At 37.0% G+C, this 18,604-nt stretch carries 15 protein-coding genes and 1 other annotated feature (1 of these 16 running past the window's edge); of the genes, 7 read left to right on the forward strand and 8 right to left on the reverse strand.

Annotated features, from left to right (window positions below; translation table 11 throughout):
- Window positions 1-211: 211 nt before the first annotated feature.
- The 4 genes from ACIP9G_RS16590 to ACIP9G_RS16605 form a co-directional block, all read right to left on the reverse strand.
- Window positions 212-1,102, reverse strand: coding sequence for a DMT family transporter (locus tag ACIP9G_RS16590; protein ID WP_340822954.1), 891 nt, complete (start codon window positions 1,100-1,102; stop codon window positions 212-214).
- A 275-nt stretch (window positions 1,103-1,377) separates the two neighbouring features.
- Complete coding sequence (locus tag ACIP9G_RS16595; RefSeq protein ID WP_401020799.1) at window positions 1,378-2,589, reverse strand: amidohydrolase; 1,212 nt, start codon at window positions 2,587-2,589, stop codon at window positions 1,378-1,380.
- The gene (locus tag ACIP9G_RS16600; protein WP_340822950.1) at window positions 2,586-3,836 is read right to left on the reverse strand and encodes an amidohydrolase family protein; all 1,251 of its coding nucleotides are present in this window, start codon (window positions 3,834-3,836) and stop codon (window positions 2,586-2,588) included. Before ACIP9G_RS16600 ends, ACIP9G_RS16595 begins: the two co-directional genes overlap by 4 nt.
- A gap of 61 nt (window positions 3,837-3,897) precedes the next feature.
- Window positions 3,898-5,457, reverse strand: a complete 1,560-nt coding sequence (locus tag ACIP9G_RS16605) for a glutathione ABC transporter substrate-binding protein (protein WP_401020802.1) — start codon at window positions 5,455-5,457, stop codon at window positions 3,898-3,900.
- Window positions 5,458-5,638: 181 nt separating this feature from the next.
- Here ACIP9G_RS16605 and nikC point away from each other — a divergent pair, with 181 nt between their 5' ends.
- The 7 genes from nikC to ACIP9G_RS16640 are packed head-to-tail and all read left to right on the forward strand — an operon-like array spanning window position 5,639 to window position 12,286.
- Window positions 5,639-6,541 carry a nickel transporter permease gene (gene nikC, locus ACIP9G_RS16610; RefSeq protein WP_340822946.1) on the forward strand — a complete coding sequence of 301 codons (903 nt, stop codon included), beginning with the start codon at window positions 5,639-5,641 and terminating at the stop codon, window positions 6,539-6,541.
- A gap of 14 nt (window positions 6,542-6,555) precedes the next feature.
- Complete coding sequence (gene nikB / locus ACIP9G_RS16615; RefSeq protein ID WP_340822945.1) at window positions 6,556-7,476, forward strand: nickel ABC transporter permease; 921 nt, start codon at window positions 6,556-6,558, stop codon at window positions 7,474-7,476.
- A gap of 13 nt (window positions 7,477-7,489) precedes the next feature.
- A complete protein-coding gene (locus ACIP9G_RS16620; protein WP_340822943.1) occupies window positions 7,490-8,503 on the forward strand; it encodes an ABC transporter ATP-binding protein in 1,014 nt (337 codons plus the stop codon).
- Entirely contained in the window at window positions 8,500-9,492 is a 993-nt protein-coding gene (locus ACIP9G_RS16625; protein ID WP_340822941.1) for an ABC transporter ATP-binding protein, read from the forward strand. Before ACIP9G_RS16620 ends, ACIP9G_RS16625 begins: the two co-directional genes overlap by 4 nt.
- Window positions 9,493-9,534: 42 nt before the next feature.
- On the forward strand, window positions 9,535-10,278 hold the full coding sequence (locus tag ACIP9G_RS16630) for a sensor histidine kinase (protein WP_340822939.1): 744 nt from the start codon (window positions 9,535-9,537) through the stop codon (window positions 10,276-10,278).
- A 38-nt stretch (window positions 10,279-10,316) separates the two neighbouring features.
- Window positions 10,317-11,015, forward strand: coding sequence for a response regulator transcription factor (locus tag ACIP9G_RS16635; protein WP_401020808.1), 699 nt, complete (start codon window positions 10,317-10,319; stop codon window positions 11,013-11,015).
- 5 nt (window positions 11,016-11,020) lie between these two features.
- Window positions 11,021-12,286, forward strand: coding sequence for a permease (locus ACIP9G_RS16640; RefSeq protein ID WP_401020810.1), 1,266 nt, complete (start codon window positions 11,021-11,023; stop codon window positions 12,284-12,286).
- A 62-nt stretch (window positions 12,287-12,348) separates the two neighbouring features.
- Here the strand turns inward: ACIP9G_RS16640 and ACIP9G_RS16645 are convergent, their stop codons facing one another.
- From ACIP9G_RS16645 to leuS, 4 genes are all read right to left on the reverse strand, one after another.
- Window positions 12,349-13,287 carry a hypothetical protein gene (locus tag ACIP9G_RS16645; RefSeq protein WP_401020811.1) on the reverse strand — a complete coding sequence of 313 codons (939 nt, stop codon included), beginning with the start codon at window positions 13,285-13,287 and terminating at the stop codon, window positions 12,349-12,351.
- On the reverse strand, window positions 13,274-13,795 hold the full coding sequence (locus ACIP9G_RS16650) for a sigma-70 family RNA polymerase sigma factor (RefSeq protein WP_401020813.1): 522 nt from the start codon (window positions 13,793-13,795) through the stop codon (window positions 13,274-13,276). Before ACIP9G_RS16650 ends, ACIP9G_RS16645 begins: the two co-directional genes overlap by 14 nt.
- Window positions 13,796-13,935: 140 nt before the next feature.
- The gene (locus tag ACIP9G_RS22705; RefSeq protein ID WP_483869664.1) at window positions 13,936-15,687 is read right to left on the reverse strand and encodes a methyl-accepting chemotaxis protein; all 1,752 of its coding nucleotides are present in this window, start codon (window positions 15,685-15,687) and stop codon (window positions 13,936-13,938) included.
- A 228-nt stretch (window positions 15,688-15,915) separates the two neighbouring features.
- On the reverse strand, window positions 15,916-18,333 hold the full coding sequence (gene leuS, locus ACIP9G_RS16665; protein WP_401020815.1) for a leucine--tRNA ligase: 2,418 nt from the start codon (window positions 18,331-18,333) through the stop codon (window positions 15,916-15,918).
- A gap of 90 nt (window positions 18,334-18,423) precedes the next feature.
- Window positions 18,424-18,604, reverse strand: a binding site (T-box leader); it runs 32 nt beyond the window's last position.

An 18,604-nucleotide genomic window follows, 5' to 3' on the forward strand; every position in this document is an offset into this window, starting at 1 on the left:
ATCAACGGTGGCAATAGTTCTTATTTAGAATACGCTTAGTGCCAGACACTCAAACAATTTTCTGTTGATTGGAGCGAAGGACGGGCGACTCCTGCGGGAACAGCACAAAACGTAAGACGCAACAGACGGCGCGACAGCGACGGTTGTGGCTTACGTTGTGCCCGCGGAAAGCGCCCGCCCGTAGCGGAAATCAACGATAGCAATAGCCCTCTTATTTATAAACTAACCCCTTTATTTCTTTATAGTAAATACAAAGGATTATTCCTAATAGAATCAACAAAGAACCGTAAATTTGGATGCTAGTTGGCAGCTGATTTAAAATAATAGCACTTAGAATCATCGCGATAGCTGGTTCAAAATTTAACAAAAGCGATGCATTTGTCGACCCTATTTCTTTCATTTTTCTATTCCACATTAAATTACTAATTCCATGAATAACGATAGCTGAAATAATTAGCAGTAACCAATATGGAAATGCTACTTGCATATTCTTTTGGGCTACTATAGATGCTCCGAATGGCATGAGAACAATTAGACCAATCAAGTTTGTATAAAAAGTAATAGCCGCCGCAGAAATTCTGGCGCTAAGGTCATTTACAATAATTAGGAACAGTGCAAAACTTAACATCGTAATCAAGCTTAAAATTTCACCTTTACCGATTGAAATGCCGATAAATGCTCCTTTTGTAATAATCATTGAAACGCCAACTATTGAAATAATAGCACCAATCCAAAAAATACTATTTCGATATTCTTTATAGATTATTTTATTAAGTAACGACGTCACAATCGGTGCACAAGCTAAAATGAGAGCTGCTGTTATTGGAGTAGTATGCTGAAGACTTGCATAAAAACTATAGTGATTAATCGCAACACCTAAAATGCCAGCTACAATTAATAATAAAATATCGCGGCGCGTAACGGATAAATGGATGATAAATCGCCAACTTATACACCCTAAAAATAGAACAATTACAATCAGTCTGTAAATGGAAATCACTATAGGATCCCAATGATGAATTAAAATAGCGCCAATAATAAAGTTACTAGCCCAAAAAAATACACAGCTAAATAAAATCATGTATGTTGTTAGTTGTTTCATTTATTGCTCCTTCTCACATGAAAAATAATCATTTACATCTCTGCGCAATTACGGCGAGATTTTTTTCTTGATTCAGCCGGAGTTTGAATCCCACTGATAAAACATTTGCTACAAATTAAAAAAACCGCTTCGCCTTCCTTTGCCAGTATCGCTTTCACCATGAAAGCGATACTTCAGCATAGGAATGTAAGTGGATTTTCGTCTATATAAAATTATTTAAGGGGGATAATTTTATTATTAGCACGGCACAATTTCAGTATGCCTCTCCATTATGTTTAACGAATAAATTTTCCTTTAGACATGACAGTACGATCTAAAGGTCTTCTTGCAATGACTTCGGCGCTTGATACTGCGTCAAAAAATACGAAACTTGCTTCATCGTTAATATTTGGCCAAACTTTCTGACCATTTGTATCTAATGGCGTAATACCATTTGTAATGTATTTCAATGTTTGACGTATGGAACGTTCATCTAGTTTTCGAGAAATGTCTGCAAAAGTAGTTACTTTTTCTAAAATATCTCCAGAACCATATGGGCTCCATGAATCAAAAAATCCATCACAACCAAAATGCACATCGACTCCATGCTCTGACAGTAAATCGATTGGTGGCATCACACGGTTGATATTATATGGCACTGTAGACATGATTTTCACCTGTTGCTGTGCAAGACGATTTGCAATATTATGTTGCTCCATAATAGAAACATCACCTAATGCAAAGGCATGACTTATAGCTGTTCTGCCTTGGTAATTTGTCTCTTCGACTATATCAAGCCACTTATCTATTGTATAGTAGCCAACGTGACCGCCATCATGTAAATGAATATCAACATCGACATTAAATTCATGGGCAATATCCATTGTTTCGTATAGAGAACGCTCAATAGTATTATCGATTCCAGCCGGATCAAGTCCACCAATCATTGTAGCACCGTTGCGTAATGCCTCACGTATTAACTGTGGCACATTATCTCTTAGTAAGCCGTGCTGCGGAAAAGCGATTACCTCGGCTGTCACAATATCTTTATAATCATCTAACGCTGCTAATACACCCTCTAAATTTTTTAACCCTATATACGGATCAATATTTACATGGGTACGTATATGATTCGTTCCGTTGTTAATAATTTTTTCAATCATTGCAACAGCACGCTGCTTTCCTGTATGCGCTAAAATAGGTAGCTCCCTTGCTTCTTGCTCCAATCGATCTTTTAAATTTTTTGATGGTATTACTGCCTTCCAAGGTAATGATAAATAGGTTTTATCTAAATGATTATGCATTTCCTTAAAAGCAGGTAAAAGGAGCTTGCCCTTCATATCTGTAGCGTTTTGCGACGCATCGATTGCTTGTGTTGCTGGAATAATTTGCGAAATTAAACCTTCCGTAATTTCAATGTTGAAAAGCTCAACCTTTGTACCAACTGTATCATTATCTTTTATATACTCGCCTGTTTCAAGTAGAACGTTTGTAAGCCACTGCTTCATCTGAATTCTCCTTTCAACTCTCCTACTTCCTGCTGGTGAATAATTTTGCCTTGTGAAATGACTGTAGAGATTGGACATCTTCTAGCTACAACATGTGCCGTACTAACGCCATCTACTAGCAGCATATTAGCAACATCACCAGCCTTTGGCCATACACGCTCACCCTCATCGTTCAAAGGTGTTATACCGCCAGAAGCATATTTCCATGCACGACTTAAAGAATATTCATCCATGAAACGGAATCTTTCAGCCATAACATTTAATTTTGTAATTGTGTTGCCTGTGCCATATGGGGACCAATGATCTGTTAAACTATCATGCCCTACTGAAACCTTAACCCCTTTTTCATATAAATATGGAATCGGAATTGTTGAACGATTAATAGCAATTGGTACCGTTGTTGTCACATCCATTTGGACAGAAGCCATTGCTTGTACAAGATTTTCTAGTTGTGGCTGCGCTAAATCAGCCAGTGCCATCGCATGACTAATTGTCACTTGTCCCTCTTTTTTGGCCTGCTTTGTCAAATCAATCAGTTTATAAAACTCAAATTCTCCCAATGTATTGGCTGTATGAATATGAATATCGATGCCAGTGTTATAATCTTGTGCAATTTGCATTGTTGTTTGGAGTGATTTTTCAATATTGCGATCAACAATCGATGGATCAACACCTCCAACTAACGTTGCCCCCATTGTCATTGCCTCTCGGATTAACCCTTCTACATTTGAACGTAGAAGACCATGCTGTGGAAAAGCAACAATATCATACGTAATTTGTTCCTTATATTTTTCTAAAACTTGCTTTGTAATTTCGATATGCTTTGTGCCAATTTGTGGATCAACATTACAATGGGAACGAATATGTGTATGCCCCTGTGCAATAAGCCATTTCACCATCTCCTCGGCACGATAAGCTGCGGTCGGCAATTGCTTCGGTAAAAGTGTCTGCTCTTCCTCAATACGTGTTAATATTCCTTTTGTTATTGGTCTAGGCGCTTGCCATTCACCACCAAAATACGTTTTATCGATATGAATATGCATTTCGCGGAAGGAAGGTACTAATAATTGATGTTGTGCATCCAACACCTCAATATCTTCGGTCACAACTATATTTTTATCTACCTTTTTTACATGTCCATCTTCAATTAGGACATCATAAATTGCAGTACGAGTTGCAACAATGTGCTCTTTTTCATGTTCAAAAGCTTCTTCCAGTCTCACATTTTTTAGCAATAGTGTGCTCATAGTTTACTCTCCTAATTAGTATTTTGATGTTTGTTTCACTAAACAGGTACAACGAATGTACTTACTGGACAATTTCTACTCCGCTAACCATTGTGTAATTTGATGCATCTAACCAAAAGCCCTTTACTCCATTACTATAAACTGCTAAATGCTCGTAATTTCGAACAGGAATATATACCGCTTCATCTAGCTCTAATTGCATCGCTTTTTTGTAGATTTCATTACGAGTAGCTTGGTCTGATTCAGTACGTCCTTCTTCTATTAACTTATCAATTTCTGGATTACTATAATAGAAGTGATTTCCTGGTGCGCCCATTGAAGCTGTATGGAACAGATTGTATTGGTTATAATCAGCGTCACCGGTAGCATTACCCCAGCCACTAATAAATATTTGATGCTGTTCTTTCGTAATTTCTGAAATAAATGCACCGTATTCCATTACTTGAATTTCAACATCTAAGCCAATCCCTTTTAATTGAGATTGCACAACCTCAGCCATATTAATGCGTTCTTTGCGATCACTTGTCAGTAATTTGATTTTAGTGCCTTCTTTAATTCCTGCCTCTTTTAACAGTTGCTTCGCCTTTACAACATCATAATCATATGCCTTCGTTTCACTTGAATAACCAATAACCTTTGGACTCATTGCTGAATTTGCAAGTGTACCTACATTATTATAAATTCCACTAATAATTGCCTCGCGGTCAACTGCATAGCTAATAGCCTGACGTACTTTGACATTTGATAATAATGAATCTTTCACATTAAAGCCGATAAACTCAACGGCAAGTCCTTCTGTGCGGAATAAATTCATCGTTGAAGAATTTTCAATTCTGGCAATATCCGTCACAGGTACTTGGTCGGCAATATGCGCTTCACCGCTTTCAATCATAGCTAAACGTGTTGAATCTTCAGGTACGATTTTAAATGTCACTTTATCAATCTTCGGTACAGTACCCCAATAATCCTTATTTGTATTTAATGTAATTGCTTGACCAGATTTCCACGACTCAAAAATAAATGGACCCGTACCCACTGGATTTGTCGCAAGCTGATCTGCTGATTCACTAATTGATTTCGGACTAATAATGCTACCTTCTTGGCTCGCTAAAATAGAAAGAAGCGGTGCATAAGGATTTTTTAATTTTAATGTCACAACATACGTATCATCAACAACAACTTCGCTAATCATAGATAGCTTATCGCGTTGTGGTGAACCTGTCGCTGGATCTAAAATTCGATTGAATGTCGCTTTTACAGCCTCTGCATTAAACTCTTCACCATCATGAAACTTAATGCCTTCATTTAAAGTAAATGTCCACGTTAACTCGTCCTTTTGCTCCCATGATTTTGCTAGTAACGGAACAATTTTTCGATCTCTATCAAAAGCTACTAATGTCTCATAGACTTTACCATGAATAATATTTGCTGAAGGAATATCTGTTATAAAGTGCGGGTCAAGACTAGTAGCATCTGAAGCTCTTAATACGATAAGTTCCCCTCCAACACTTTTAGATCCTTCCTTGGAGCCCTCCGTACTATTATTACTTGCAGTCGAACAAGCTTGCAAAATAACGACAGTCATAAGCGCTAAAAATAAAAACACTTTCATTCTCTTCATAAATTACTCCTCCTTGTTAAATTGTTGCTTACATTTCGAATTATAAAGAAATAAAATTTACTTGTTTTTTAAAATCTTTACTTGTTTTTTAAATTTTCTGACTAATAGCTTCTAAAACATTTACTTTCTTTGCTCTTTTCAATAAATTGATATCACATCTAAAAAAAAAGGAGAAATCATTATGGAGAAAGTAACTACAACGATAGATCATTCGATTTTATCGGATGCACGCAAAGCATCTCGGAAAAAAAATATGATCAGTTTTCTCAACAAAATTAAAAAAAATAAAGCGGCTGTTGCAGGTGGTATTATTATTGTTCTTTATTTAATTATGTTTCTTATCGGGCCTATCATTGCTCCTTACGATCCATACGATGTGCAATTGGATCAGAAATTACAAGCACCTAGTTTGGATCATCTCATGGGTACGGATGATAAAGGCCGTGATATTTTTAGTCGCATATTATATGGCTCACGCCTATCAATTGGTGTTGGTTTTTCAGCCGTACTTTTTGGTGGAACGATTGGCACGTTATTAGGGCTTGTTGCTGGCTATTACGGCAGATGGATTGACTCCATTATTAGTCGTATTTTAGATATCATGCTAGCTTTCCCTGGTATTTTACTAGCTTTGGCGATTGTCAGTGCATTAGGTCCAAGCCTAATTAACGTTACAATTGCTGTTGGCTTTTTCTCAATACCTATGTTCGCTCGTATCGTACGTGGTTCTACGATGGAAGTTAAAAAATTGGAATACATTGATGCTGTTAGAACACTTGGTGCGAACGATGTGACGATTTTAGCGAAGCATGTTTTCCCTAATATTTTATCACCAATTATTGTACAAGCATCTATGCGCTTAGCTACAGCCATTTTATCTGCAGCTGGCTTATCATTTTTAGGTTTAGGTGCTCAGCCTCCATCACCAGAATGGGGAGCAATGCTCTCTAACGGTAGAGACTTTATTTTTACTGCTCCATATATGGCGATGTTCCCTGGACTGATGATTTCGATACTTGTACTTGGATTTAACTTATTTGGAGATGGTTTGCGCGATGCACTTGATCCAAGAATGAAAAATTAAAGGAGTGTAGCGATATGACACTATTTATCTTAAAACGAATTGTGCAAATTGTCCCTGTGACATTAGGTGTAACCCTCGTTGTATTTTTAATTATGCAGATGATACCAGGTGATCCTGCATTAATATTAGCTGGTGAAGGTGCTTCCAATGAAACGGTTGAAGAGTTACGCGAGAATTTAGGGTTGAACAAGCCTTTATATGTTCAATACGGTGAATATATCAACAATCTTTTACATGGTGATATGGGGAATTCTTTAAAAAATAAGCAGCCCGTTCTTGAGGAAATTACGGCACGTTTACCGATTACAATTGAGCTTGCGATATACAGTATTTTAATCACCATTGTGTTAGGTCTTATTGCCGGCATTATTTCAGCAATACGTCCCTATTCTATTTTAGATGTTGGATTAATGATTGTTGCGCTACTCGGTATTTCTTTGCCAAGCTTTTGGCTTGGAATTTTATTAATGTATGTATTTTCAGTACAGCTACATTGGCTGCCTGTGGCGGGATGGGAAAGTGCAAAACATATTATTTTGCCAGCCATCACACTCGGTGCTGGTGGTGCTGCCATCGTAGCCCGTATGACGCGCTCCAGTATGCTTGAAGTTGTCAATCAAGATTACATCCGTACAGCAAAAGCAAAAGGTTTAAAAGGCTACGTTATTATTCTAAAACACGCATTACGTAATGCATTAATACCTGTTATTACAGTAGTAGGATTACAGTTTGGTACTTTACTTGGTGGAACAGTATTAGTAGAATCTGTTTTTGCTGTGAACGGCCTTGGCCGAATGATAGTTGATGCTATTCGTACTCGAGATATACCAATTGTGCAAGGTGGCGTACTAGTTGCTTCATTAATATTTGTTGTTATCAATCTATTTGTCGATATTTTATACAGAATATTTAATAAACGAATTGATTTAAATTAGGGGGGACATGAACATGAAACGAGATACGGTATTGGAAGTAAAAAACTTACAAACATATTTTTATTCCAGTGAAGGGGTCGCAAAGGCTGTAGATGGTGTGTCATTTACACTTCATAAAGGAGAAACGTTAGGAATTGTTGGTGAATCGGGATGCGGAAAATCAATGACCTCACTCTCCCTCCTAAGATTAGTACCTTCACCACCAGGTAAAATCATTAATGGTGAAATACTACTAAACAATACAGATTTACTGAAATTATCAGAAGAAGAGCTACGGAAAATAAGAGGCAATAAAATATCGATGATTTTTCAGGAGCCTATGACGAGCCTAAACCCCGTATTAACAGTTGGTGAACAAATTGCTGAGACAATACGCTTACATCAAGGTTTGTCCCGCAAAGAAGCATGGCAACAGGCAGTTGAAATGATTCGTCTTGTCGGCATACCTGCACCAGAAAAAAGAGCAAAACAGGAGCCTTATCAACTAAGTGGCGGGATGCGACAGCGCATTATGATTGCGATGGCTTTAGCTTGTACACCAGATGTATTAATTGCTGACGAGCCAACAACAGCGCTTGATGTGACGATTCAAGCACAGATTATCGATATTATTAGAAACTTGCAACAGCAATTAGGGATGAGCATTATTTTTATTACACATGATCTCGGTGTAGTGGCTGAAATTTGCGATAAAATTGCGGTTATGTACGCGGGTCAAGTAGTAGAAGAAGGTTCTACAGATAGCCTTTTTGCAAAGCCTCTTCATCCTTATACAAATGGCTTAATTCAATCACTACCAAAGCTTTATGAAGATCAAGAAGAGCTATCGACGATTCACGGCACTGTACCAAGTCCATATCACTATCCAAACGGCTGTCGTTATGCTGAACGCTGTCCATTTGCAACTGAGCTATGTCATGCACAGCAACCAGAGCTCATTACGATAGAATCGGATAAAAAGGTAAGATGCTGGATGTATAGCGAACAATGGCAAGGAGAATCAGCGATGGAGGAGATGATGGTATGACAATGAATGAAAATATGCAACCATTATTACAAGTAAACGAGTTAAAACAGCATTTTTTCTTGAAAAAAGAAAGACTTTTTGGTTCACAACAAGTTGTAAAAGCTGTAGATGGTGTTTCTTTCAATATTATGCCAGGTGAAACGCTAAGCATCGTTGGTGAATCGGGCTGTGGGAAATCGACAACAGGTCGTGCTATTTTACGATTGGATGAACCGACATCTGGTGAAGTATTATTGTTCGGCAAAAACTTAGTAGAAATGAACAAAAAAGAACTGCGAGCGGCAAGAAAAGATATTCAGATTATTTTTCAAGACCCTTACGCTTCCCTCAATCCGCGAAGAACGATTCGCAAAATGCTGACGGAGGCCATGTCTATCCAAAAAATTGTACCGCCAGAGCAGCAGGAATCTCGTATGCTAGAATTAATGTCACTCGTTGGTTTACGTCCAGAATATCTCGAGCGCTATCCACATGAATTTTCTGGCGGGCAACGACAACGTATTGGTATAGCAAGAGCACTTGCAGTCAATCCAAAAATTATTATTTGTGATGAATCGGTTTCAGCTTTAGACGTGTCCATTCAAGCTCAAATTTTAAATTTACTAAAAAAACTACAACGCGATTTGGATTTAACGTTTTTATTTATCTCTCATGATTTAAGTGTCGTTCGACATATATCTGATCGTGTCATGGTAATGTATCTCGGAAAAGTCGTCGAAATAGCCGACAAGCATTCCCTTTTCTCTCAGCCGCTTCACCCTTATACAAAAGCACTATTTTCGTCTATACCAATTATCGACAAGCAGCATCGTAAGGAACGCATTATTTTGAAGGGAGATATTCCATCCCCTCTTAATCCACCTACAGGTTGTAGCTTTCACACACGCTGTCCATTTGCAACCGACAGATGTAAAGTTGAAATTCCAGCGTTGCGGGAAATAAATGCCACACATAAGGTAGCTTGCCATTTTGCAGAAAATTTAGTTTAATGTAACTTACACTTATATAAAACTGGAGAGGTCATTTTCATTATGTTACAACTAGAAACATTCAACATATATATTCTCCTATGTGTAATTGCTCCAATCATTGGAGCTTTTCTGCTTACATTTATATTTATTTTTGAAAAACAAATTGATAGTCTTGAAGAAGAAAAAAGACATTTGGAGCTAGAGCAGGATTTACAGCGTGCGAATATCCTTCAACTCAACCAACAAATACAGCCACACTTCTTTTTTAATGCCTTAAATTCTTTGTTAAGTCTAGCCCGCATTAATCGTAAAGAAGATTTAGTTGCAGGTATTGAAGCTTTAGCAACGTTTTTTAAATTTAAATATAATGATCACGATGTCTTAATTGCCTTAAAAAATGAGGTCCAATTTGTTGAAAGCTATTTAAATATTCAGCAGCTACGCTTCGGGCATCGTTTAACGATAAACAAATTTATCGATAATGATGCTCTTTCAGTAAAAATACCTCCGTTTATTTTTCAAACGATTATTGAAAATGCCTTTAAACATGGATTTGAGAAGCATGTAGGACCTGCCGAGCTGTCTATTTATATAAAAAAATTGGACAACATTTTATTGATTGAAATAAAAAATACACAGCCAATCGATACGGCACTTAATCATACCGAAGATGAATTGCAGCAAGGCTACGGACTTGAAAATGTTCAAAAACGTCTCCAACTTATATATGGACTTGAAAATATTTTATTTTCAACCATTAGCGAGGAGCAACTTTATACCGTTACTATTCATGTTCCTGCGTAAGCAATAAAAGTAGATCCTAAAGGAAAGGATGAAGCAACATGAATATACTAATCGCCGATGACGAGCCATTAGAATTAGAACAAATGATTTATTTATTAAAGCCACATTTTCCAAATTGGAAATTCCACACTGCTCTAGATGCTTCTCAAGCACTACAATTAGCGAAAAAGCATCGTATGACCATCGCCTTTTTAGATATTCAAATGCCTGGAAAGGATGGTATAACACTAAGCAAGGAATTAAAAAATCTTTATGAATTAGATATTATTATGGTCACTGCATTTCAGACCTTTGAATACGCACAAAAAGCTTTAAGAATCGGAGTGACTGATTATTTAACAAAGCCTGTTATTGCTAGTGAATTAAACGCTATTGTCGAAAAATATAAGGCTTGGAGCTCCAACCATGATGCAATTCAAAGTGCACTTTCTTATATTCATGAAAATTATCACGAAAAACTTACGCTCAATATTATAGCTGAAAAAATACATTTAAATCCAAGCTATTTAAGCCGTAAATTTTTAGAGGAGCAATCAATTGGCATTAACGAGTATATTAATAATTATCGCTTAGAGATTGCTATTAAGAAGATGAATGAAAACATGGAAGCTAGTATGTCTACTATTGCAGAAAGCTGTGGTTTTAATAGTCAGCATTATTTCAGTGTAGCTTTTAAGAAAAAATATAATCAGTCTCCACGACAATACAAAGTATCACAAAAGTATAAAGGTCAGTAAAAAATATGTATTTTAAAAAACTTTCACTTCTTGTACCGCTTGCAAGTTTAAGTACAACAGCTGGCGTCATCATATTATTAGCAAGATGGATTAGTGGTAATTTTTTATTATCTTCCCCATCCGCACTTATTTCTTATGGTTTTATGGCAGGTATTTGTTATACATTAGCAACAGCCATTTCGTTTATCGTGCTAGGTTCTTTTTTAAATAAAAGTGGCTATTCACAAAGCCAACACCAACAAAGTTTTTTAATGATGAAAATGCAGGACAAACTAAGTGGTATGAACTTAAAAGTTGTACGGCTGTTTTACTTACTAACAGGCATAGAAATATGGCTTATTCAATTCATTAGCATTAGTGTATTATCAACCATTATGTTCAATATACCAGTGCCGATTACTTTAGCAATGTTTCTAATTGGCATGCTATTATTGGACCGATTAATGTCTTTAAAGGGGATATTATGGCTAGATACGTTGTTTATTATTATGTTATTTTCTCTCCTCATATTTATCCCTATTTTTTATTTTGTGCAAAATGGAGCCAGTACGGTTTATGAAGGAATTCGTTTATACCATCCGTATTTATTTTACTTTAAAAACAGTGAAATTCTGTTGTTTTATGTTGTAATCCAATTAGCTATTTTAGGACAAGTGTTATTTGATAAGTCTACTTGGTATTTGATTGCCTTTATCAAACCTAAAAAAGTACGCCGTAGCCTATTTTCTTCAGGTGTCGTTTTAGCGTTATTAACGTTGTCCTTTACAGCAATCTTAATGATTGCACTGTATAGTGGCTCATACGGCCAATTTCAAATTTTAGTGCTGACATTTTTATATGAGGTACAGCCAGGTTTGCTTACATTTGCTTTCCTTGTAATTACGCTTTTAGCAATTGTGACAACACTACTTGTAGAAATGCGAGCAACAAAACGCTTCTTTACTACACGTAGACCCTATTATTACTATTTGATAGGCTTAATGCTACTTTTATTTAGTCTATTTTTATCAATCAAAATAACTATTTTAGGCGTCATTTATAGCTTTGCGTTTATCCATATCACAATGTTGCCGTTTATCATTATTCTTTTATTTACGAAGCGAACGATTCATAAACATAGTTGGTTAGCGATATTGCTCTCTATTATGATTGGCATTATTGTTGGCCTCTATTTTAGTGCTCTATACGGTCTAGCTGTAAGCTTTATCATCTCTTGCATTTATCAATTTATGCTTCAGCAGGCTAGACGTTTTCCATCAGCAGACGACTAGTCTCCATATACAAATACAAAAAAGATGCTTCGCAAACTAGCGAAACATCTTTTTTTCTGTTTTTAAACCCAAATGACAAAAGCGATAAATATAATAAACGAAAAAATCGTAGTTGTTAATGCCAAGTAATGCCTTTTTTCATGTCGTCCAAAATAATATTCGATTGCTGTATTAATTAACAATAATATAAAAATAAGCGTAAAATCAGCAGCAATATATATAATCCAACCTTTTAGATTAAATGTAGCAAACGCAATAAAGTTTATGAACTTAAAAATAAAAACCGTGCGTCGATGGTTGTCACTTACATACTTCGGCTCTTTTGGGATGTTAAATTTCCAACGAACCGCCCTATCAGCTACCCACCCTACTAGTATAATACCGCCGATCCATATAAGAAATGCTATAAAGTTAAATTCTATATCCTGAAAATCAAAGTCTGCAAATGCTAATGTAGCCTCCTCATCATTGACTTTATAAAACTGATTGGTCTTTACATCGAGAAAGGCGATTTGTTCATTATTTTTTAACATTTTTAGCTTAACTGCTTGCCCATTACTAAATTCTATCCAAAAATCTCGAACCACATAATAATCATCCGATTTCTGTGCTACAACTGCCTTCTGAAGTATGCTTTCTAGAAGCTTCGTGTCAGCCCCTTTTAAGTACTCTTGTTGCCCTATAATCCAACCTATTCTGCCAGCATTAAATGAATCTTCATCCCAATTTTGTACAATGGACAATTGTTGTATTTCTTCATTTTGCGCTAGTTCAACAATTGAAGCATGCTGAACATACTCTGTTCGTTGCCACGGTCCAACAGCGATTAAAAAAAGCAACGTCACTATTGCGCCTACTATAATTGTAGGGTACTGCCAACCGCCATATTGTTTGTGCCGATGATGTTGCTCCGTACGATGTACAATACGCTCCTGTAATGCTTTCGTAAAACGTGGTGCTTCTCCTATTTCCTCATTCAGCTTCTTTTTAAAAGATGTCATCTCCTAGCACCTCCCAATCGCTTCGTTCGAGTTTGTCTTGTAGCATTTTCCTTGCTCTACGTAACCTTGTTTTTACTGTATTTTCAGTACAACCAAGCACATCTGCTATTTCACGTACTTTTAATTCCTGATAATAATAAAGAATTAACACTTCCCTATAAGAAATGGGTAACTCAAATAAAGCTGCTTTCAACGTCACTCGTTCATCTGCTCTGATGAGATCTATTTCTGGAGTCCTTTTACTTACACCAAAATGAAGCTTGCCAAATAATTGATGGCGTTTATTTTTCCAGCTTCTTAAATAATCATGACTTTTATGTACTGTAATTTTTACTAAATAGGTTTTAAGCGAAGCTCTTTGTTCAAAGCGATCCTGTTGCAAGTAATAGGCGAGAAATACATCTTGCACAATTTCTTCAGCAATAGACCAGTCTCGCACATATAAATAAGCCACACGTAGGCAATATTCGCCGTGCTCTTCCATAATGGCTGTTAAATGCTCACTCACGAGAGCCCCCCCTTTTCCATTCATCCTATAGTCGTAAAATCCTTTAAGATAGTTTCACGAAAACGAAAAAAGTGCCCATATTTCGGACACTTTTTTCTTAACTATACTTTGGCAAATGTTAAACGCTCAACACAAGTCCCTTAAATTTTAAAATGATTAATAGCATCAAACATTTTTTTAGAACTGTTTTCTAATTCTTCAACAACAGACTCTAAATCATGGACTATTTCCATTTGTTGGTCTGAAGCTTGTGCTACACTTTCCGCACGATTGGCATTCATAACTATTACATTATTCATTTGCTCAGCAGATGCTAATACTTCCTCTGAGCTTGCTGACATTTGCTCGATAATAGCCGAGTTTTCCTGTATTTCTTGGTTCACACTTTGCACACCTTGTAAGATCATTACTAATGCTTGGCCTATTTTACCTACTTCTTCGCTTCCATCTTTAACACTTGTAGCACTAGTTTGCATCTCTTCCAATGCTTTAGTTGTTGTAATGCTAAAACTTTGCAATTGATTTTGAATATTTTCAGCCGAAACACGAGACATTTCAGCTAATTTTCTTACTTCGTCAGCGACTACCGCAAACCCTTTTCCTGCCTCGCCTGCACGGGCTGCTTCAATCGCTGCATTTAATGCTAGTAAATTGGTTTGATCTGCGATACTTGTAATAACAGCTACCATTTCTTCAATAGAACGGAATTGTTTACCCATCTCCGTAACATGATCAGATGTAGCTAGTACCGATTTTTCAACTTGATGAATTTTAAATACAACATTTTCAGAATCTGCTACACCTGTTTGGACACGATCCGTAATATCGTTCGATGACTCCGCCACATTCGATGTAGCGTCTGCCATACGTTGAATTCCTGATACCATCTCCTCCATCGCACGAACAACTTCTTCATTGTTAGCACGTTGCTGTTCGCTACCACTTGCAATCGTCACAATACTACTCGCCACTTCACTGTTTGAACTACTCACCGTTCCCGTCGAAGTATGAATATTATCAATCGCCTGTTGTAAATTAACAGCTGTCCCATGAATCAAATGGAATGTTTCTTTTAATTTGTACATGGATTGTGTAAATGCTTTAGCAAAAGCAGAAATTTCATTGTTTCCTGCCACTTTAATCTCATCTAAGCCTTTTTCAGCACTGCGAATATCTCCATCAGCGAATTGCTCTGCTACATCTTTTAAAACAACAAGAGGCTGTAATAAGCGATTTGTATAAAAGCGAATAATACCAATTAAAATTACTCCACCAATTAATAAAATAATAACAATATAAGGAATCGTATGTTTTAACACATCGCTTTGAACAGCCTGTACATCATTTGCCATCATGTCTACACCGACAAAGGCAACCGTATTTCCTGAACTATCTTTTAATGGTGTAATTGCAGACATTAAAGAACCGTATGTTTCACTTTTTTGTATTGCTGAATAATAGCCATTCTTATCAATAGCCTTTTGACCATCTTTATATGTAAGAACCTCAGATGGATCCCCCATAGCACCAGCCATTTCTTCATCTAACGGTAAACCGTCGACTAAAAATTTCAAATTTTCTCCCTCTGTTGGGGGATATAAAACATAAGCATATAAAAGACCATTATGTATACGTAATGTATTTAACTCTTCCCGCAAATCTTTATATAACGTTGACTTTGCATCATCTGAGTCAATTAATTTTTTATACGCCTCCACATCTACAAGTGAGGCGATTGTTTGTGCTTTCGTTACGCCATCACGACCTATTGCTCCTTCCACGGAATTATTCGTATTCATATATAAAATACCTATCACTAGTCCTACAATTAGGACTACCACAATACTAGCGAACAATAATACCTTATCGCTCAATCTCTGTGACTTTTTCATAAATATTCTCCTTTTCGCATCGTTTTCATTACTATATACATAGAGAATTTTAACCTTTATTAACGCCAAAAGATACATATTTTGCTATAAAAATCTAAAATAACATCTTTTTTACCTAAGTCTTGTCAAATCATGTCGCTTACTTTTCTAATTTACGATTGGCATTTTGGCGAAAAAAAAACCGTGAAGTACGCTATTGAAAAGCGTATTTCACGGTTCTTCCTATTTTTATTTAACAACGATATTAACAAGTTTACCTGGAATTACAATAATTTTTACCAAGTCTTTACCCGCCATATATTCTTGTACTTTTTCATCAGCTAATGCTACTTTTTCGATTTCTTCTTTTGAAGCATCTTTTGCAACGATGATTTTTGCACGTACTTTACCAGCCACTTGAACAGCAACTTCTACTTCATCGTCTACTAGTTTAGACGCATCGTATGCTGGCCATTGCTCGTAAGACAATGTTTCTTCATGACCTAACAGCTGCCATAGCTCCTCTGCGACATGTGGTGCAATTGGTGCTAGCATTTTCACAAACCCTTCAGCGTAAGCCGTTGGAATAACTTCTGCTTTGTAGCAATCATTAATGAATACCATCATTTGTGAAATGGCTGTATTGAAACGAATTCCTTCGTAGTCTTCTGTCACTTTTTTCACTGTTTGGTGATATGACTTTTCTAGGAATTTATCGTCTGAAGTTTGAACCTTCGCTGATAATGTACAATCTTCCTCACTGACGAATAAACGCCAAATACGGTCTAGGAATCGACGAGCACCATCTAAGCCATTAGTAGACCATGCAACTGATGCTTCTAATGGACCCATGAACATTTCATAAAGGCGTAGTGTATCTGCACCGTGAGACTCAATAATCTCATCTGGGTTCACGACATTGCCTTTTGATTTAGACATTTTTTCATTACCTTCACCAAGAATCATGCCTTGGTTAAATAATTTTTGGAATGGCTCTTTCGTGTGAACTACACCTAGATCATATAGTACTTTGTGCCAGAAGCGTGCGTATAGTAAGTGCAATACTGCATGCTCTGCTCCTCCGATATAAATATCGACTGGTAACCAACGTTTTAGTAACTCTGGGTCAGCAATCGCTTCCGTATTGTTCGGATCAATATAACGTAAGAAGTACCAGCTTGAACCTGCCCATTGAGGCATTGTATTTGTTTCACGGCGACCCTTCATACCTGTTTCAGGATCTACAACATTTACCCAATCTGTAATATTAGCTAATGGAGATTCTCCTGTTCCTGATGGACGAATATTATCTGTTTTCGGAAGCATTAAAGGTAATTCTGCTTCTGGAACTGGAGTCGTTGTGCCATCTTCCCAATGAATCATTGGAATTGGCTCTCCCCAATAACGTTGACGAGAGAATAACCAGTCACGAAGACGATAAGATACTTTTTTCTCACCTACACCTTTTTCTTCTAACCATTCAATCGCTTTAGCAATACCATCTGCTTTATTTAAGCCGTCAAGGAAGTCAGAGTTAATGTGCTGACCGTCACCTGTAAATGCTTCTTTGTCGATGTCTCCACCTTCAAGCACAGCTACGATGTCTAAGCCGAACTCTTTGGCAAATTCATAATCACGTTCGTCGTGAGCAGGAACCGCCATAATAGCACCAGTGCCGTACGTAGCTAACACATAATCAGCAATCCAAATCGGCACTTTTTTACCGTTAATAGGATTCACTGCATAAGCGCCAGTAAATACACCTGTTTTTTCTTTAGCTAAATCAGTACGCTCTAAATCCGATTTCATTTTTACCTTTTCAAGATACGCTTCTACAGCAGCTTGTTGTTCAGCTGTTGTAATTTCAGCTACTAGTTTATGCTCAGGTGCAAGTACTGTATAAGTAGCACCGAATAACGTATCAGGGCGTGTAGTAAATACCGTAAAGTTTTTATCTGTTCCTTCAATGCCAAATGTTACTTCAGCACCTTCAGAGCGTCCAATCCAGTTACGTTGCATATCTTTAATCGATTCTGGCCAATCAACTTCTTCTAAATCATCAATTAGACGATCCGCATAGGCAGTAATTTTCAGCATCCATTGTTTCATTGGGCGACGTTCTACCGGATGTCCTCCGCGCTCAGATTTCCCATCAATGACTTCTTCATTGGCAAGCACTGTACCTAATGCTGGGCACCAGTTTACAGCCACTTCATCTACATACGCTAAGCCTTTTTTATATAATTGAATGAAAATCCATTGTGTCCATTTGTAGTATTCAGGATCTGTTGTGTTAATTTCACGATCCCAATCATAGCTAAATCCTAGTTCTTGAATTTGACGCTTAAATGTTGCAATATTTTTTGCCGTAAATTCTGCTGGGTCATTCCCTGTATCTAATGCATATTGCTCTGCAGGTAAACCGAATGCATCCCATCCCATTGGATGTAAAACATTAAAGCCCTGCATACGTTTGAAACGTGAAAGGATATCTGTTGCTGTATACCCTTCAGGATGCCCTACGTGAAGTCCCGCTCCTGATGGATATGGGAACATATCAAGTGCATAAAATTTCGGTTTATCCGTTTCATTTTCTGTTTTGAATGTTTTGTTGACATCCCAATATTGCTGCCACTTTTTTTCAACTTGTTGATGATTAAAGCTCATAATATTTCCTCCTTATATATGTTCAATACCACTTATCGTAAGAATTGACAAAATATTTAAAAAATAAAAAAACTCGCCCCTTCCTTTGTCAGAAGGGACGAGAGCATTCTTATCTCCCGCGGTACCACCCAAATTAGTGATTACACTCGGCTCAAGCTTCCTTAACGCGGAAATGACGGCACACATAACACTTATGTACGCAGACTCAGCAGGCGAGTTCAATTTGCATCCCTACTAGCTTCCACCAACCGCTAGCTCTCTAAAAAGAACC

The organism is Lysinibacillus sp. NPDC093197 (assembly GCF_044754025.1).
Lineage (GTDB): Bacteria > Bacillota > Bacilli > Bacillales_A > Planococcaceae > Lysinibacillus.

Coding starts and splice junctions, on each gene's coding strand:
- ACIP9G_RS16590 (WP_340822954.1), bottom strand. CDS start 1,102: ATGAAACAACTAACAACATACATGATTTTATTTAGCTGTGTATTTTTT.
- ACIP9G_RS16595 (WP_401020799.1), bottom strand. CDS start 2,589: ATGAAGCAGTGGCTTACAAACGTTCTACTTGAAACAGGCGAGTATATA.
- ACIP9G_RS16600 (WP_340822950.1), bottom strand. CDS start 3,836: ATGAGCACACTATTGCTAAAAAATGTGAGACTGGAAGAAGCTTTTGAA.
- ACIP9G_RS16605 (WP_401020802.1), bottom strand. CDS start 5,457: ATGAAGAGAATGAAAGTGTTTTTATTTTTAGCGCTTATGACTGTCGTT.
- nikC (WP_340822946.1), top strand. CDS start 5,639: ATGGAGAAAGTAACTACAACGATAGATCATTCGATTTTATCGGATGCA.
- nikB (WP_340822945.1), top strand. CDS start 6,556: ATGACACTATTTATCTTAAAACGAATTGTGCAAATTGTCCCTGTGACA.
- ACIP9G_RS16620 (WP_340822943.1), top strand. CDS start 7,490: ATGAAACGAGATACGGTATTGGAAGTAAAAAACTTACAAACATATTTT.
- ACIP9G_RS16625 (WP_340822941.1), top strand. CDS start 8,500: ATGACAATGAATGAAAATATGCAACCATTATTACAAGTAAACGAGTTA.
- ACIP9G_RS16630 (WP_340822939.1), top strand. CDS start 9,535: ATGTTACAACTAGAAACATTCAACATATATATTCTCCTATGTGTAATT.
- ACIP9G_RS16635 (WP_401020808.1), top strand. CDS start 10,317: ATGAATATACTAATCGCCGATGACGAGCCATTAGAATTAGAACAAATG.
- ACIP9G_RS16640 (WP_401020810.1), top strand. CDS start 11,021: ATGTATTTTAAAAAACTTTCACTTCTTGTACCGCTTGCAAGTTTAAGT.
- ACIP9G_RS16645 (WP_401020811.1), bottom strand. CDS start 13,287: ATGACATCTTTTAAAAAGAAGCTGAATGAGGAAATAGGAGAAGCACCA.
- ACIP9G_RS22705 (WP_483869664.1), bottom strand. CDS start 15,687: ATGAAAAAGTCACAGAGATTGAGCGATAAGGTATTATTGTTCGCTAGT.
- leuS (WP_401020815.1), bottom strand. CDS start 18,333: ATGAGCTTTAATCATCAACAAGTTGAAAAAAAGTGGCAGCAATATTGG.